This window comes from Streptomyces sp. NPDC045955 (assembly GCF_056430805.1).
This window is the reverse complement of sequence record NZ_JBWKKY010000029.1, coordinates 1-16,145: the sequence shown is the minus strand read 5'-3', so window position 1 is coordinate 16,145 and position 16,145 is coordinate 1. Positions and strand designations below refer to the sequence as shown.

11 protein-coding genes are annotated in these 16,145 nt (G+C 71.2%); 4 read left to right on the top strand and 7 right to left on the bottom strand.

Annotated elements, in window-relative coordinates; genetic code table 11:
• Positions 1-90: 90 nt before the first annotated feature.
• Complete coding sequence (locus AC07F0_RS36340) at positions 91-558, bottom strand: DUF6069 family protein (protein WP_478984248.1); 468 nt, start codon at positions 556-558, stop codon at positions 91-93.
• A gap of 160 nt (positions 559-718) precedes the next feature.
• Here AC07F0_RS36340 and AC07F0_RS36335 point away from each other — a divergent pair, with 160 nt between their 5' ends.
• Entirely contained in the window at positions 719-2,392 is a 1,674-nt protein-coding gene (locus AC07F0_RS36335) for an NAD-dependent malic enzyme (protein WP_478984246.1), read from the top strand.
• A 352-nt stretch (positions 2,393-2,744) separates the two neighbouring features.
• Here the strand turns inward: AC07F0_RS36335 and AC07F0_RS36330 are convergent, their stop codons facing one another.
• The 5 genes from AC07F0_RS36330 to AC07F0_RS36310 all read right to left on the bottom strand — a co-directional run bounded on the left by AC07F0_RS36330 (position 2,745) and on the right by AC07F0_RS36310 (position 8,764).
• Positions 2,745-4,484, bottom strand: a complete 1,740-nt coding sequence (locus AC07F0_RS36330; RefSeq protein ID WP_478984244.1) for an amylo-alpha-1,6-glucosidase — start codon at positions 4,482-4,484, stop codon at positions 2,745-2,747.
• Between the two features lie 78 nt (positions 4,485-4,562).
• A complete protein-coding gene (locus AC07F0_RS36325; protein ID WP_478984243.1) occupies positions 4,563-5,387 on the bottom strand; it encodes a carbohydrate ABC transporter permease in 825 nt (274 codons plus the stop codon).
• A complete protein-coding gene (locus AC07F0_RS36320; protein ID WP_478984241.1) occupies positions 5,384-6,370 on the bottom strand; it encodes a carbohydrate ABC transporter permease in 987 nt (328 codons plus the stop codon). Before AC07F0_RS36320 ends, AC07F0_RS36325 begins: the two co-directional genes overlap by 4 nt.
• 10 nt (positions 6,371-6,380) lie before the next feature.
• Positions 6,381-7,622, bottom strand: coding sequence for a sugar ABC transporter substrate-binding protein (locus tag AC07F0_RS36315; protein WP_478984240.1), 1,242 nt, complete (start codon positions 7,620-7,622; stop codon positions 6,381-6,383).
• 119 nt (positions 7,623-7,741) lie between these two features.
• Positions 7,742-8,764, bottom strand: a complete 1,023-nt coding sequence (locus AC07F0_RS36310; protein ID WP_478984238.1) for a LacI family DNA-binding transcriptional regulator — start codon at positions 8,762-8,764, stop codon at positions 7,742-7,744.
• Positions 8,765-9,104: 340 nt separating this feature from the next.
• Here AC07F0_RS36310 and AC07F0_RS36305 point away from each other — a divergent pair, with 340 nt between their 5' ends.
• Positions 9,105-11,765: a cellulosome protein gene (locus AC07F0_RS36305; RefSeq protein ID WP_478984236.1), complete on the top strand. Its 2,661-nt coding sequence runs from the start codon at positions 9,105-9,107 to the stop codon at positions 11,763-11,765.
• Positions 11,766-12,200: 435 nt separating this feature from the next.
• On the opposite strand, the gene AC07F0_RS36300 is transcribed toward AC07F0_RS36305, so the two are convergent.
• Positions 12,201-12,860 (bottom strand): TetR/AcrR family transcriptional regulator, encoded by a 660-nt coding sequence (locus AC07F0_RS36300; protein ID WP_478984234.1) that lies wholly within the window; start codon positions 12,858-12,860, stop codon positions 12,201-12,203.
• A 285-nt stretch (positions 12,861-13,145) separates the two neighbouring features.
• Here AC07F0_RS36300 and AC07F0_RS36295 point away from each other — a divergent pair, with 285 nt between their 5' ends.
• Together AC07F0_RS36295 and AC07F0_RS36290 are read left to right on the top strand one after the other, a co-directional pair.
• Positions 13,146-14,468: a UDP-glucose dehydrogenase family protein gene (locus tag AC07F0_RS36295; protein ID WP_478984232.1), complete on the top strand. Its 1,323-nt coding sequence runs from the start codon at positions 13,146-13,148 to the stop codon at positions 14,466-14,468.
• 56 nt (positions 14,469-14,524) lie between these two features.
• Complete coding sequence (locus AC07F0_RS36290; protein ID WP_478984230.1) at positions 14,525-15,733, top strand: glycosyltransferase; 1,209 nt, start codon at positions 14,525-14,527, stop codon at positions 15,731-15,733.
• The last annotated feature ends 412 nt before the right edge of the window (positions 15,734-16,145 follow it).

Sequence of the window (16,145 nt, the reverse complement as noted above, 5' to 3'; positions counted from 1 at the left end):
GGCCGTTCGGGGCCGTCGCGTGGCACACGACGACGGCCCGTCCGCGGTGAGCGCGACGGGCCGGTGCCGGGATCGTGGGGGTCGAGGGCGTCACCTCTGCACGTGGGACAGCCGCCGTGCCACCAGGGGGATGATCACCGCGGCGGCCACGACGTGCGACACGGCGAGGACGATCTGGGTGGACGTGGCCGTGTGCGGGGCGACGGCCGGGCCGGCGAGGGAGAGTGCGGTGAGGGCGACGGTGGTCACGGTGAAGGTCCGGGCGGGCTGCTTGGCCCAGCGAGCCAGCACCACCGCCAGGACGATCCCGGCGACCGACCAGAACACCACGCCGCCGCCGAAGCCGCCGACGGGGATCTCCGCGGCCTCCTCGGCCCCGGGGCTGGCCGCCTCCATCGGGACTCCCGCGGCCCGGGCGACGAGCGCGAAGGCCTCGGTCACGACGGCACCGGCGAGCGTCGCCAGGACGCCCACCAGCCATACGGGGCGCGTGGAGAGGAAGCCGGTGGTGGGCCGGGCGTCGGTCCGGGTCTGCGTCTGAGGGGTCGTCACGCTCATGTCGCCTTCTCCTGCTCGGTGTTGGGCTCGGTACGCCTTACGGAGAGGTGGACCGGGCGAGGCGCCGGAACTCATCGGTGCGCCGAGAACCGGCACGGCCATCGGCCGAACAGCGCAATTCGCCTGCACGAACCGGTGAGTCCAGGGAAGGCGTCACCCCATGAACAAGTCCCAGCACCACCGCACGACCACCAGCCCCGCCCTCACCACCCTGGCCGACCCGCTCGTCAACAAGGGCACCGCCTTCAGCCGGCAGGAGCGCGCCGAGCTCGGCATCGACGGGCTGCTGCCGCCCGCCGTGGAGACCCTGGACGAGCAGGTCGCCCGCGCCTACGAGGCGTTCCACGGCTACGACAAGCCCCTCAACCGGCACATCTACCTGCGCCAGCTCCAGGACACCAACGAGGTGCTCTTCTACCGGCTGGTCACCGAGTACCTGGAGGAACTGCTGCCCGTCGTCTACACGCCGACGGTGGGCGAGGCCTGTCAGCGATTCAGCGAGATCTACCGGAGGCCGCGCGGGCTGTTCCTGACGTGGGAGGACCGGCACCGCTTCCGGGACATCCTGCGCAACCGCCCGCACCGGGACGAGGACGTGGACGTCATCGTCGTCACCGACGGGCAGCGCATCCTCGGCCTGGGCGACCAGGGCGTCGGCGGGATGGGCATCCCGATCGGCAAGCTCAGTCTCTACACGGCGATCGGCGGCATCCACCCCGCCCGCACCCTGCCGATCCTGCTGGACGTCGGCACCGACAACGAGGACCTGCTCGGCAACCCGCGCTACCTCGGCCGGCGCGACCGCAGGCTGACCGGCGCCGACTACGACGAGATGATCGAGGCGTTCGTCGCGGCGGTGGAGGCGGAGCTGCCCGGAACGCTGCTGCAGTGGGAGGACTTCGCCACCGCCCACGCGTACCCGATCCTCACCCGCTACCGGGACCGGCTGCTCACCTTCAACGACGACATCCAGGGCACGGCGGCCGTCACGCTCGGCGCCCTGTCCACGGCCGCGAACGTGTCCGGCACTCCGCTGTCCGAGCAGCGCCTGGTGATCCTGGGTGCGGGGTCGGCCGCCATCGGTGTCGCCGACATGATCCGGACGGCCATGATCGAGGAGGGCCTGTCCGAGGACGAGGCGACGGCACGGTTCTGGATCCTGGACGTCGACGGTCTGCTGGTGCGCTCGCGCTCGGAACTGACGCCGCAGCAGCGGATGTTCGCGCGCGACGACGACGAGGTGAACGGCTGGGACGGCACCGGCCTGGCCGAGGTGGTGCGCCGTGTCGGGCCGACGGCGCTCATCGGGCTGTCGACGGCTCACGGCGCGTTCACCGAGGAGATCGTGCGGCAGATGGGCTCGACCTGCGAACGGCCCGTCATCTTCCCGCTCTCGAACCCCACTTCCCACTCCGAGGCCGATCCGGCGGACCTCACCCGCTGGACCGACGGCCGGGCGCTGATCGCCACCGGCTCGCCCTTCCCGCCGCTGACGGTGGACGGGCACGAGGTGCCGGTGGCGCAGTCGAACAACGTGTACGTCTTCCCGGCCATGGGGCTCGCGGTGACGGCGAGCCGGGCCACGCGCGTCACCGACCGGATGATGGTGGCCGCCGCCCGGGCCGTCGCCGAGTGCGCGGTACGGGCGGCGCGCGGCGGCGACGGTCCCGTGCCGCTGCTGCCGCCCCTGAACGGGATGCGCGAGTCCGCTCGCGAGATCGCCCTGGCGGCGGCTCTCGCCGCCGTCGAGGACGGGGTCGCTCCGCAGGCGACGGAGGAGGAACTGCGCAAGGCAGTGGCGCAGGCGCAGTGGACACCCCGTTACGAGGACTGAGCGCCGCCACGTGCGCCGGCCCCAAGGACAGCCCCTCACCGACGGCGCGCTGACACGGACCAGGAGCTGGGCACTACTCGTGGCGGACCTGGACGCGGTGCGCGCGGCGGGGCAGGAGGTCGATTACGACCTGCTCACCGGCGCCGGGGTGCGCGCGGGGGAACCCGCACTCTCCTCGCGGGTCGACGCCCTGGTCGGCCCGACCCGCTCGCCCCGTGTCCACGTCTGCGGCGGCCACGGCATGTGGGGCATCGCCCTGGGCCCCTCAACGGCAAGCTGCTGGCGGAGTCGATCGTCACGGGCCGCGGGGCTGCCGACTTGGCGGCGCTGCATCCGCTGCCGTGACGCACGGTCAGTGGCGGCCCCGGTGTGCGTGTGCTTCGGCGAGGAGGAGGTAGCTCGCGGCGGTCCAGGTGTAGGCGCGGTCGCGCAGACCCGTGCCCGTGAGGGCGTCGAAGTTCTCGGCGAAGCCGTGGGTCTCGCACAGGGCGCGGAAGCGGGCACTGATGTCGTCGGCGAGCCGGTCGTGGCCTGCGCGGCGCAGGCCGTCCTCGATGAGGACGGTGGCGGGGGCCCAGACGGGGCCGCGCCAGTAGCCGTCGGAGAGATAGTGCGGTGAGGTGGGCAGTTCGGTGGCGAGACCGTACGGGGTCAGATGGGCCTTGATGTGGTCGGCCAGCGCGCTGCCGACCTCGCCGGGCAGGTGCTCGCCCAGCACGATGGGCATCAGGTCGAGGAGGCTGGAGCTGCTCCAGGTGTGCCCGGTGGTGGCTCCCCGGGCGACGAACCGTTCGCCGGTCCAGAGCTCGTCCAGCAGCGCCGACTGGATCTCGCGGGCCGTGCGGGTCCACCGGCTCGCTTCGTCCGGCTTGTCCAATTCCACAGCCAGGGCGGCGAGTTCGTGGAGTTGGAGGACGAGGAAGGCGGCCAGGTCGGCGGTGACGACCACCCGCTCGGGGTCGAAGGTGGTGGCGTTGTCCCAGCCGCTGTCGTTGCCGTGCTGGTAGTGGGGCAGGGCGGCGCCGGGTACGCGTCGTGCGCTGAGCCAGAAGTGCGTCCAGCGTTCCAGCCGGTCGTACGTCTCGGCCAGTTCCGCCCGGCCGGGAGGCACCGGCAGCCGTCGGCGCAGACGGCCCGACGTCCAGCCGTGGATGGGCGGTTTGACGAAGTTGTGGAGGACCTCGGAGTGGGTGACCGAGTCGGGCAGCGCTCCGCTGCCGTCCTGGTGGTCGAAGGGCAGGGCGAACTGGTCCACGGCCAGTTCGGGACGGCCCGGGGCCAGGGCCAGGGCGTTGAAACAGTGGTCCCAGCTCCAGACCTTGTCCATCCAGTGCTTGGACATGAGGACGGCGGGCCGGGAGACGAGTCCGGCCGGGCGTACGGTCGCCGACCAGAGGACGTAGGCGGCGAGTTCGGCGGCAGGGGTGGCGGACGAGCGCCAGGGGGCCACCGCGTCCACGAAGCCCGCGAAGGATCCGCGGGCCGCCGCCACGATCTCGCCGAAGGCGGACGAGGACGCGTAGGGCGGGCGAGCGGTGTCGAGTTCCTCGACGGCGATCTCCCACTCGCCGTCCGCCGCCGCGGCCACGGCGAGGCCGCGGTCGCCGCCGCCCAGGGCCTGGTCTCCGGCGGTGTGGGCGATGCGGCCGGACAGGAGGGTGACGCGGTAGCGGCGTCCCGTCTCGTACGAGGTGAACACGTGGGCGTCCGCCGCCGGGTCGTGGAAGAAGTACGTCCCGCTGAACGGCGTCAGGACCCGCGCGGACGCGAAGACTCCGATGTCCAGGCCGCTGCCCCGCAGGCGCGCGGTGTCCGGCGACTCGTAGGCGAGGTCGACGCGCCCGGCCGGGCCGACCCAGCTGAGCAGGCCCGGTGTCGCCTCGACACGGGGCCCGGCGCGCTCGCCGGTCGCCGGGTCCAGGGGGACGAGGCGGAGGACGGCGTGCATGCCGTTCTGGTGAGAGACGAGGTGGAGGTCCTCGGCGTACGTTTTCTCCGCCACCACGGGTGAGATGCCGAACCAGGATCCGAACGTGCTGAACGGGATGTCGTGGACGGAGAAGGCGGGTCCGGACGACGGGGCGGCGGTCATGGAGGCGTGACTCGTTTCTCGAGCAGGGATCGTCGGCGGGAGCAGGGAGCGTCGGCAGAAGGGAAGGTCCGCGGGAGGTCAGTCCTTGACGGCACCGGCGGTCACGCCGGCGGCGACGTAGCGCTGGGCCAGGACGAGGATCACCGCGGCGGGCAGCGAGGCCACGACGGCGGTCGCCATGATGGCGTTCCACTCCTGGTTGTTGTTGCCGATGTAGTGGTAGATGCCGAGGGTGATCGGCTCGTGGGCGCCGCCGTTGACGAGGGTGCCGGCGAAGACGAAGTCGGACCACGACCACAGGAACGCGAACAACGACACCGTGACGACGGCGTTCCGGCTCATCGGCAGGACGATGGACCGGAAGGTGGTCAGGGGCCCGGCGCCGTCCATCGTCGCGGCCTGCAGCAGTTCGCCGGGGATGCCGGACATGAACGCCGTGAAGATGAGCACCGCGAACGGGACGGCCAGGGTGGAGTCGGCGACGATCAGGCCGGGCACGGACCGGAGCAGGCCGAGCTGGAGGTAGATCGCGTAGAAGCCCATCGCCATGATGATGCCGGGGATCATCTGGGCGACCAGGAAGAGGAAGCCGAGCAGACCGCCGCCGCGCGGGCGCAGTTTGGCCAGGGCGTAGCCGGCGGGAGCGGCCAGCGCCACGGTCAGGACGACCGTGCCCAGGCCGATGACCAGGCTGGTCGCGAGGTAGGGCGACTGCTCGTCCAGGACGGTGCGGTAGCCGGCCAGGGTGCCGTGCAGCGGCAGCAGGTCCGGCGGGCTCTTGCGCATGTCCTGGTCGCGGGTGAGGGAGACGTTGAGCATCCAGTAGACGGGGAAGAGCATGACCCCGGTCAGCAGCAGACCGATGGCCGTCTTCCACCACGAACGGCCGGTGCTTCGTTTCATGACAGCGCCTGCTTTCGCTGGACCCGGATGTAGACGAGGCCGAACACCACAGCGGCGACGACGAGCAGGTTGCCGACGGCCGCTCCGGGGCCGAAGGCGGGCAGGAGGTTGCCGAAGCCGAGCTGGTAGGACCAGGTGGCGAAGGTGGTGGACGAGTCCGCCGGGCCGCCCTTGGTCATGATCCAGATGATGTCGAAGACCTTGAGTGTGTAGACGAGACCCAGGAGCAGGGTGATCGCGGACACCGGGCGCAGCAGCGGGAAGGTGATGCGCCAGAAGCGGTGCCAGGCGTTCGCCCCGTCCAGTGCCGCCGCCTCGTACAGGCTGGTGGGGATGGACTGGAGGCCGCTGTGGAGCACGACCAGGTTGAAGGGGACGCCGATCCAGATGTTGGCGATGATCACCGAGGTCAGTGACCAGGTCGGTGAGGTCAGCCAGTTCACCGGGGCGATCCCGACGGCACTCAGCAGGGCGTTGACGATGCCGGAGTCGCTGTTGAGCATCCACGACCAGGTGGAGGCCGACACGATCAGCGGAAGCAGCCAGGGCACCAGGAACAGGGCCCGCAGGGTCGCCGACAGCCGGAAGTGCTGGTGGAAGAAGACCGCGAGGGCCAGGCCGATGGCGTACTGGAAGACCAGGCACACGGCGGTGAACACCATGGTGTGGAGCAGGGCCGGGGCGAAGGTGGGGTCGTCGAGGACCTTGCCGTAGTTCTCCAGTCCCGTGAAGGGCGCGTTGCCCTGGACGAAGGAGCGGACCGTGTAGTCGCGCAGGCTCAGGTCGAGGTTGCGGTAGAGCGGATAGGCGTAGAAGAGGACGAGGTAGAGGGTCACCGGGGTGAGGAACGCCCAGGCGGCCCATTGCTGGGAGGCCGGACGGCGTCGTGTCCCGGGGCGGGCCGGCGGCGGGTCGGAGACCACCGCAGGCCCGGTCGGGGTGCGCACGGGCCGGTGGTCCGGCGGATGTGCCGTCTGCTTCATCGGGCCCATGTCACTTGACCGCGGCCTGCGCCGACGTCAGCGCGTCCTTGGGCGACTTGGACCCGCTGAGGGCGGACTGGACCGCCTTCCACAACTGCTCCGAGATCTTGGGGTACTTGGTGCCGAGGCCGCCGCTGGTGCGTCCCTTGGCCGACTTGACCGCGTCGACCCAGGGCTTCAGTGCGGGGTTCGCCGCCACCTGCTTGTCCTGGACCTCGCCGGTGGGGGCCACGTAGGACAGGGTGGTGTCGGTGTCGTACAGGTTCTGGGTGCTGGTCAGGCAGGTTGCCAGCTTCTGCGAGGTGGTGTACCGGCCGGTGTCCTCCTGGACCGGGAGGGTGACGAACTCACCGCCGGTCGGGGCGGCGGCGTGGCCCCCGCCGGAGCCCGGGATCGGCAGGACACCGTAGTCGAAGCCGGCCTTCTCGGCGCCCGCGAGCTGCCAGGTGCCGTTCTCGGCGAAGGCGTAGTCGCCGCCGGCGAACTCCTGCCAGCTGGTCGTCTGGGTGTTGTTGATGACCGAGTTGGGGGCATAGCCCTGCTTCAGCCAGTCCTGCCACAGCGACAGCGCGGACACGGCCTGGGCGGAGTCGAGTCCGGTCAGTTCGGCGCCCGCGCCCCAGAACCAGGGCAGGAACTGGAAGCTGCCCTCCTCGGTGCCGATCGCCGAGAAGGTGATGCCCTTCTTGCCCGCCTTCTTGACCTTCTGCAGAGCCGCCGTCAGCGACTTCCAGTCCTTGACCGAGGCGATGTCCACCCCGGCTTCCTTCAGCACCTTCTTGTTGTAGTAGAGGGCGAGGGTGTTGGCGCCGATGGGGGTGCCGTACGTCTTGCCGCCCGACTGGCCGGCCGCGAGCAGGTTGGGGTCGACCTTGGAGGTGTCCAGCTTGTTCTCGTCGGTCGTGGTGAGCACGCCCGCCTCGGCCAGGGTCGAGACGACGGGGTTGTCGACGATCAGGACGTCCGGGGAGTTGCCCTGCTGGGCCGCGAGCAGCGTCTTGTTGGCCAGGTCGCTGGTGTCGAAGCCGGTCCGCTGGATCTTCACGCCGGCCTGGGTGCCGCACTTGTCGAGCAGCTTCGTCCAGGCCGAGCCCTTGGCGAACTGCGGGTACGGGTCCCAGATCGTGTAGGTGCCGCTGTCGGCGTCCTTGGCGTCGGCGCTGCCCGCGCCGGAGGAACAGGCGGTGCCGACGACGGCGGCGACGGTGGACAGGGCCACGGCGGCCAGGAGCCGTCTGGGGGAGCTGTGCATGGCGGGTCCTTCGTTCTTGGCATACGGGTGCGGTGGGCGGGGTGACAAGGGTGTGCGGGTACGCCGAGGGGCGGCGTGGTGCCGGGTGAAGTGAGGAGAGTGCGAGGAGGGATCGAGGGTCAGGCGGGGGGCGTACCGCCGGCAGGCCCGGTGCTCGCCCGCAGCGAGATGGGCGGTGCGAGAAGGTGGTGGCGAGGCGGCGCGCCGGGGTGGTCGAGCCGTTCGATGAGCAGGTCGACGGCGCGGCGGCCCATCTCCTCGGCGGGTACGTCCGCCGCGGTGAGCTGCGGGGTCACCGTCTCCGCCCACCGGCCGGCGACGACTCCGGTGACGGAGAAGTCCCGCGGCACGTGACGGCCCGCCCGGGAGAGCCCTCGGTAGAGGCCGCCGAGGGCGGCTTCGTTCAGCGTGACCAGGGCCGTCGTCGCCGGATCGTCGTGCAGGATCTGTTCCAGGCACGCCTGGCCGGACGCGGCGTCGTCCCCGCAGCAGTACGTCCGCACCGTGAGCCCGCGCTCGGCCGCCGCCTTGGTGAAGCCGTCCAGCCCCCGGTGCGCGGACTCGTACCCCGCCCGCAGGAGCTGCTCCGGCCGGTTGACGAAGGCGACCCGGCGATGACCGAGGTCCGCGAGGTGGTGCACGCAGGCCGCCGCCAGTGCGGTGTGGTCCAGGCCCACCCACCAGCCCCTCTCCGGGTGCGCGGTGCGGCCGATGGCGACGGCCGGGAAGTCCAGGGCGGCCAGGTGGTCGACCCGGTCGTCCTCCAGCCGGATCTCCATCAGGATCGCGCCGTCGACCCGCCGCTCCCCCAGCAGCCGCTGGAACGAGCGGTCGCTGTCCACGCCGCTCGGGGACAGCAGCACGTCGTAGTCGTGGGCCGCGGCGGCTTCGACGACACTGCCGATGAAGTCCAGCTGCATGCCGGTGTAGTGGTTCCCGGCGGGCGGGAAGACCAGGCCGATCGTGCTGGTCCGGCCGTTGGCCAGGGCGCGTGCGCTGGCGTTGGGCCGGTAGCCCAGTTCGTCGATGACGTCCTGGATCTTCCGGCGGGTCCCGTCCGACACCGGACGTTTGCCGCTCAGCGCGTACGACACGGTGCTCCGCGAGACACCGGCCCGCCGGGCGATCTCACCGATGTTCACGGGCGACTCCTCGCGTGGGCTGTCGAACCGGCGAGCGTCGAACCGGTTCGCGTGAAGTGAAGCTAAGAACTGCCCGCACGCCTGTCAACACCCCGCACAGCACTTCTTGTCCTGCGACAGGGGTATTGCTGGCAGATTTCGCCGGTGCTAGCTTCCTGCGAACCGGTTCGACGACCGGCCGTCTCTGCATGCCGCAAGGGATGACGGACGGATCGCAGCCCATTTCCACGCGACGGGTCGAACCGGTTCGACTCCTTAGTGCCCGATTCAGCGTCCGAGCAGTCAGCGTCCGAGCAGTACGGAACACACGGAGACCTCAGTGCGACGAAGTAGAACGACTGTGGCCGGAGCCGTCGCGACGGCCGCCCTCGCCACGCTCCTGGCCGGCCCGTCCGCGGGCACCGCCGGGGCCGTGGAGCGGGAACGGCTCGTCATCGACCTCGCCACCGACACCGGCGCCTTCCACGGCGGCGCCGCCGGCTCGCTGTACGGCGTGTACGGCGACGGCGTGCCGAGCCGCAACCTCATCGAGGGCATGCACCTGCGCACGGTGTCGACGAAGGCGCAGGACGGTCCGCAGCACCCGGGAGCGGACGCGCTGGAGATGCTGCCGCCGTTCGTGGACTCGGGCGGCAAGGACGTCTACATCTACATGACCGACATCTACCGCGGCTTCCCGTACCAGTGGCCGGGCGCCAGCGGCCCCGAGCGGCTCGCGGACTTCAAGGCGAAGATCAAGAAGCAGGTCCAGCAGGTCCTGACCATGGGCGAGTACAAGGACCACGTCGTCTATGTGCCCTTCAACGAGCCCGAGGGCAACATGTTCGGGACCGGCGAGTGGAGCTACGACAAGGTCTCCTGGCTGACCGATCCGCAGCACTACTTCGCGGCCTGGAAGGAGGTGTACCACCTCATCAAGGGCCTCGACCCGGACGCCCGCATCGCCGGACCCAACACCAGCGTCCTCTACGACCAGGTCAAGGGCTTCCTGCAGTACGCCAAGGCCAACGACGTGGTGCCGGACGTGATGACCTGGCACGAGCTGTCGTCGCCCGCCGCGGTCCGCACCAGCGTGGCGAAGTACCGGCAGATGGAGAAGGACGTCGGCGTCGGCCCGTTGCCGGTCAACGTCAACGAGTACGGGCACAACTACCACTTGTCCGTGCCCGGCCAAGTCGTCCAGTGGGTCTCCGCCATCGAGGAGTCGAAGATCGACGCCGACCTGGCGTACTGGAACATCGACGGCAACCTCAACGACTCGGCCGTGGAGGCCAACAAGGGCAACGGCCAGTGGTGGCTGTTCAACGCCTACGGGCAGATGTCCGGCCACACGGTCGAGGTGGCCGCCCCGCACCCCAACCAGCAGTACACCCTCCAGGGCGTGGCGACCCTCGACGAGGACAAGAGGCAGTCCCGGGCCCTCTTCGGCGGCAAGAGCGGCGACGCCGACATCGTCTTCGACCACATCGACCCGAAGCTGTTCGGGAGGACCGTGCGCGCCACCGTCCAGGAGATCCCCTGGACCGGCCAGGTCGGCGACTCCGCCCAGCCGTTGCGGCTCGCGGACCAGGAGCTGACAGTCGGCGCGGACGGCTCGGTGACGTTGCCGATGACCGGCATGAACGAGATGTCCGCCTACCAGGTCATCCTCTCCCCCGGCGGCAACGGCGGGAAGCCGGCCGCGCCTTCGGTCAGCTGGCGCAAGACGTACGAGGCGGAGAACGCCACCTACACCGGCAAGGGCTACTCCAGGAACGGCCCCGAGGGCACGCCCTCCGACGTCGGCAAGTTCGCCACGTCGGGCGCCTACAACGTGGGCGGTCTGCGCACCGGCTCCGACGGGGTCCTCGCCTTCGACGTGGAAGTCCCGCAGGACGGCACGTACGACCTGAGCGTCTTCGCCAACTCCTACAACCTGTACGACCTGGTGAAGGAGCAGGGCCCGACCAACGTCTTCCTGCGGGTCGACGGCAAGGAGCCGCAGGAACTGAGGCTGCCGCTGGGCTACAAGTGGGTGGTCTGGGGCCACACCGACACGACGGTGAAGCTGACGGCGGGCAAGCACCGGATCACGCTGGCCGCTCAGGACCCCGACCTCGGGGTCACCAAGGGGGACGCGATCATCGACAAGATCGACCTGTCCCTGCGCGACGAGAAGGTGAGCGCCCCGGCGATCTACGAGGCCGAGTACGCCACCCTCTCCGGAACCCGGCCGGGCTACACCCACCCCGGCGCCTCCGGTCCCGGTGCCGTGCCGCTGCCGAAGGGCGCCTCCGCGACCTTCTGGGTCCACTCCCCCGCCGACGGTGAATCGACCGTGTCGGTCGACCACTTGGGCGGCGGCAGGGCGAGCCTGGCCCTCAACGGCGAGAAGCTCGACCTGCCCAAGGCCGGCGGGACCGGGAAGGGCACGGACACGGTCCGGCTGTTCCTGTCCGGCGGCATCAACAAGATCACCGTCACCGGTACGGCGGGCGAGCTGGTCCTCGACCGGCTGCGGGTCGCCCCGTCGAAGGGCACCCTGGTGCCCACCGTCTACCAGGCCGAGAACGGCACGCTCACCGGCGCGGCGAAGGTCACCGGCGCCTACCCGTTCGCCGCGAGCGGCAAGGCCGTCACGGACATCGGCGACGGCACGGGCAACGCCCTCACGGTCGACGTGGTGGCCGCCAGGGCCGGGCGGCACGCGCTGACCATCCGCTACTCCAACGCCGAGCAGGCACCCGCCACCCACTACAACCCCGACCCGATCGCCCGCCACGCCGACCTCTCCGTCAACGGCGGCCCGGCCCGCCGGGTGCTGTTCCCGACCACCTTCCACTTCAACAACTTCTGGGACCTGACCGTCCCGGTCACCCTGAAGAAGGGCACGAACCGGCTCACCTTCACCGCCGAGGAACTCCCCGACTTCAATGGCGACACCTACAACCCGTACGACCAGCGGTCCCCGTACGCACCGGTGATCGACCGGCTCGCCGTCACGCCGATGGCGGCGAAGTAGCCCCCGGTGAACGCGAGGCGCCGATCCGGGAACCGGGTCGGCGCCTCGCCTCGATGGAGGTGGTGCGGCGGGATCTGGAGGGCGGCCATTTCGCCCTTGCGCTCGGCGTCCTCGCGCAGCGGCTGGGCGGCGGGACCGGCGGAATGCCGGGCGCGGGACTCATGCCGGCCACTCCAGCGATCGGATCACCCTGTCCAGATCCTCCCTCAGGGCACGGTCAGCACCTCCGGCAGCCGCGTCCGGCGCTGCTCGAACTCTCCCCCGCCCCGCTGCGGACCACCGCGACGGCGTCACATTGGCCTTCACCCGGGCCGGCGTCCCCTCCATGCGCTCAGACCACTTGGCCGGCGACGTCACCCGAGCACTGGCCCACGGCTGGAGCGCCGCAGGACTGACCCACTGCCTGACGGGCCGTCACCGCGCCGTCCCCTCATGTCAGTCGTCACCGGCGGCGCGTTCCTCGTCCCCGGCCGTCCCGTCGCCGCCTTCGGGCGCCGGACCCAGCAGGACCTCGATGCCCGCGCGCAGATAGCGCTCCAGCGTGGCGTCCGGCACCGACGCCAGGGCGGGTGGGCGTATCTCCGTGCGCATCAGGCTGGTGCCGAGCATCCAGGCCGCCAGGAGTTCCGCCCTCAGGTCGGCGTCGGGGCCGTCGAGGCGGGCGGCCAGCCGGTGGGAGAACACGTCCGTGAAGTCGGCCCGCAGCCGTGCCACCGCCTCGTCCCGGCCGGAAGAACGCAGCACGGACAGCACCGGATGCGGGAAGTCGCCCTCCCTCGGCGGCCCCATGAGCAGCGCGCAGAACCAGTCGGGGATCGCCTCGACCGGCTCGTCCAGCAGCGGCTCGAATATCTTGCCCGTCCCCGAGACGTCGTTGAACAGCGCTTCTTTCGAGCCGAAGTAGCGGTAGACGAGGGCGGCGTCCACGCCGACGTCGCCCGCGATGTCGCGCACGCTGGTGCCCTCGTAGCCGTACTTGCCGAAGCGGAAGGCCGCCGCGGCCCGCAGCGCGGTGCGCGTCGCCGAAGCCGAGCGTTTGTGGGCGGGCCGGCGGGCCACCGCCTCGGCCGCCTCGCCGTTGTGTACTCCGGTCACGTACCGCACCTCCGTGGTCCACGGCCCTCTGGCCATCCGCCCATGTTCCAGTCTGCGGCGGCTGTCTCAAAGTCACCGACCGATGTCATCAATCGTTGACTTACGTTCTCGCCGCGTGCGATACCTGTCAGGTCAACAATTGATGACTTGAGTCCTCGCTTGCCCGGGCCGCACGACGGAGTCGGCCCTTCCAGGTCCGCCCGCACGACGCGATCGAGCGCGCGTTCGCGCGCCCTCCGACCGTCGCACGCGGGCACCTCCACCGACCGGAAAAGGTGATCCTCTGTGCCTGCTCGACGCGTCACCGTGATCGGCACCGGCTACGTCGGACTGACAACAGGCGCCTGCCTGGCCTCCCTCGGACACTCCGTGGTGTGCGCGGACGCCGACCCGCACAAGGTCGAGCGACTGCGCGAGGCCCGGGTGGACATCCTGGAGCCCGGTCTGCCCGAGACCGTCCGGGACGCCCTGGACGGTCACCGGCTCGACTTCACCGGCGACACCGCGGCCGCCGTCGCCGAGGCCGAGGTCGTGTTCCTGTGCCTGCCCACACCCATGGGGGCGGGCGGCGCCGCCGATCTCGCCGCCGTGGAGGCCGTCGCCGCGCAGATCCGCGACGTCCTGCCGCCCGGCTGCGTCGTCGTCAACAAGTCGACCGTGCCCGTCGGAACGTGCGAGCGCGTCGCCGCGCTGCTCGGCCGGGACGACGTGGCCGTGGTGAGCAACCCGGAATTCCTGCGCGAGGGCCGCGCCGTCCAGGACTTCCTGCACCCCGACCGGATCGTCATCGGCGCCACGGACGGGGACGCCGCCCGGCGCGTGGCCGACCTGTACGCCGGCCTGGACGCGCCGCTGGTGCTCACCGACCCCGCCAGTGCCGAACTGACCAAGTACGCGGCGAACTTCTTCCTCGCGATGAAGCTGTCCTTCGCCAACAACCTGGCCACGGTCTGCGACCGCTTCGGCGCCGACATCAACGATGTCACCGAGGGCATCGGCCGGGACCCGCGCATCGGCTCCGCGTTCCTGCGACCCGGGCCCGGCTGGGGCGGCTCCTGCCTGCCCAAGGACACCCACGCTCTGCTGACCGTGTGCGAACTGGCCGGCGTGGACTTCCCCCTGCTGCGCGCCACCATCGAGACCAACGTCACCCACCAGCGGCAGCTCGTCGACCGGGTGGCCACCGCCTGCGGACACGGCGCGGACGGCTCTCTGCAGGGTGTACGACTCGCCTTGTACGGCCTGACCTTCAAGGCCGGCACCTCCGATCTGCGCGACTCGCCCGCGCTCTCCGTCGCCCGGCTGCTGCGCGAGCGCGGCGCCGACCTCACGGCGTACGACCCGGCGTTGCGCGAGGAGCAGCCCGATCTGAGCGATCTGGTCGACCTCGTCGACGACCCGGTGCGGGCGGCGGAGGGAGCGGCGGCCTGCCTCGTCCTCACCGAGTGGCCGGAACTGCGCGACCTCGACTGGGCGGCGATCGCCGCGCGGATGTCCGGCCGGGAGGTCCACGACTTCCGCAACCTGCTGGACCCGGACCGGCTCGCGCGGGCCGGGCTGAACTGGCAGGGCATCGGGCGGGCGCAGACACCGACGCGGGTGGCGTGACATCTCCTCCCCAGCAGACACGTCCCAGAAGAAACCAGAGAGAAAGGCTCACCCCCATGCGGGTTCTGTGCACCACGCTCGGCAGTCCCTCCCACGGGCGCGCTCAGCTGCCCCTGCTGCGCGCCCTCGCCAGGGCCGGACATCAGGTGCTGGTGGTCACCACCGAGGCCCTGGTCCCCGTCTTCCGTGACGACGACGTACAGGTGACCGCCGCTTTACCGGAGTTCGATCCGCTCGCCGCGATGGGCCCGTACCTCGCCGAGCTCGGCGACACCCCCGACCTGACCGAGCCGACGGACGCGCTGGCACGGCTGCTGATGCGCAACGTGGCCGGGCCGGGCATCAAGCCGCACCTGGACGTCCTGCTCCCTCTCGCCCGGGAGTTCGGGCCCGATGTGATCCTGCGGGACGGTATGGACATGGGCGCGGTGCTCACCGCCGAACTGCTCGGCGTACCGCAGTTGCCGACGCCTTCCGGGTTCAGCAACGTCCTGGATCCCGCCGAGGTGCTGCCGCAGCTGAACGAGCGGCGAGAGGAGCTGGGACTGCCCGTACGGGACGACCCGCTGTCCCTCGTGCCGCACGGCCGCGTCGACTACGTGCCACCCGCCTTCTCCTTCGCCCGGCACCTGCCCAGGACGTGGGCGTACCGGCAGACGGTGGACGTCGAGCGCGGCATGGTGCTGCCGGAGTGGGCCGCCGCACTGCCCACGGACCGGCCGCTGGTGTACGCCGCGATCGGTACCGCCCTGCCGAAGATGCGGGCACGCATGGAGGACGGGCAGACGCCTCTGCCCGTGAAGCTGCCGGACGCCGGCGAGAGCCTGCGCGCGATCGTGAGGGCGGCGGCCGAGCTGGACGACTGCACGGTGGTCGTGTCGACGTCCGGACTGGCGGTGGACACCGAGGGGCTGCCCGGGCACGTCCACGTCGCCGAGCGGGTGCCGCAGCCGCTGCTGCTGGAGTCGGTCGACCTGTTCATCACGCACGGCGGCTTCAACAGCATCCGTGAGGCCATGCGCACGGGCACGCCGCTGGCGGTCCTGCCGCACTTCGGGGACCAGCCCGCCAACGCCGAGCGCGTGGAGGAACTGGGCCTGGGCCGGCACATCGCGGACCGCAGCGCGGCCGGCATCGCCGACGTGTGCCGCAAGCTCCTCGCCGATCCCGAGCCCCGGGCGCGGGCCCGGTCGGCCCAGCTGGCGATGCTGACACTGCCGGATGTCGAGCAGGCGGTCGACGACCTGGCCGGCCTCGCGGGCTAGGTCGTGTCCGCGAAGTCCCGTCGTCCGCCCGGAGGGCGGGCCCCGCGGCGTCTGGTGCGTGCTCTCGGTGCGCCGGGCGGAGTCCCTCGTGCTGGATGTACTCGGGGCTTCGTCCGGTGCGGCGAGTGGGGGCACCTCCCACGCCCTTAAGACAGTGGAGGAGCGTGCCAGGCGTCGCGGGGCAGGCGGGACTTTGCGGACACGGCCTAGCTGTATTGACCCGCAGCGCGTGCCGGCCGCCCCGGCAACGCCTGCCGACCGCCCTGACAAGGCAGGCGGTCTGGCCGGCTCCGCAACCTCGGCCGGCCGCCTCCCCGGCCCCGGGGGGGGGGGGGGGGGGGGGGGGGGGGGGGGGGGGGGGGGGGGAGGGGGGGGGGGGAGGGGGGGGGAAGAAAGAAAAGAAAACGGAGCA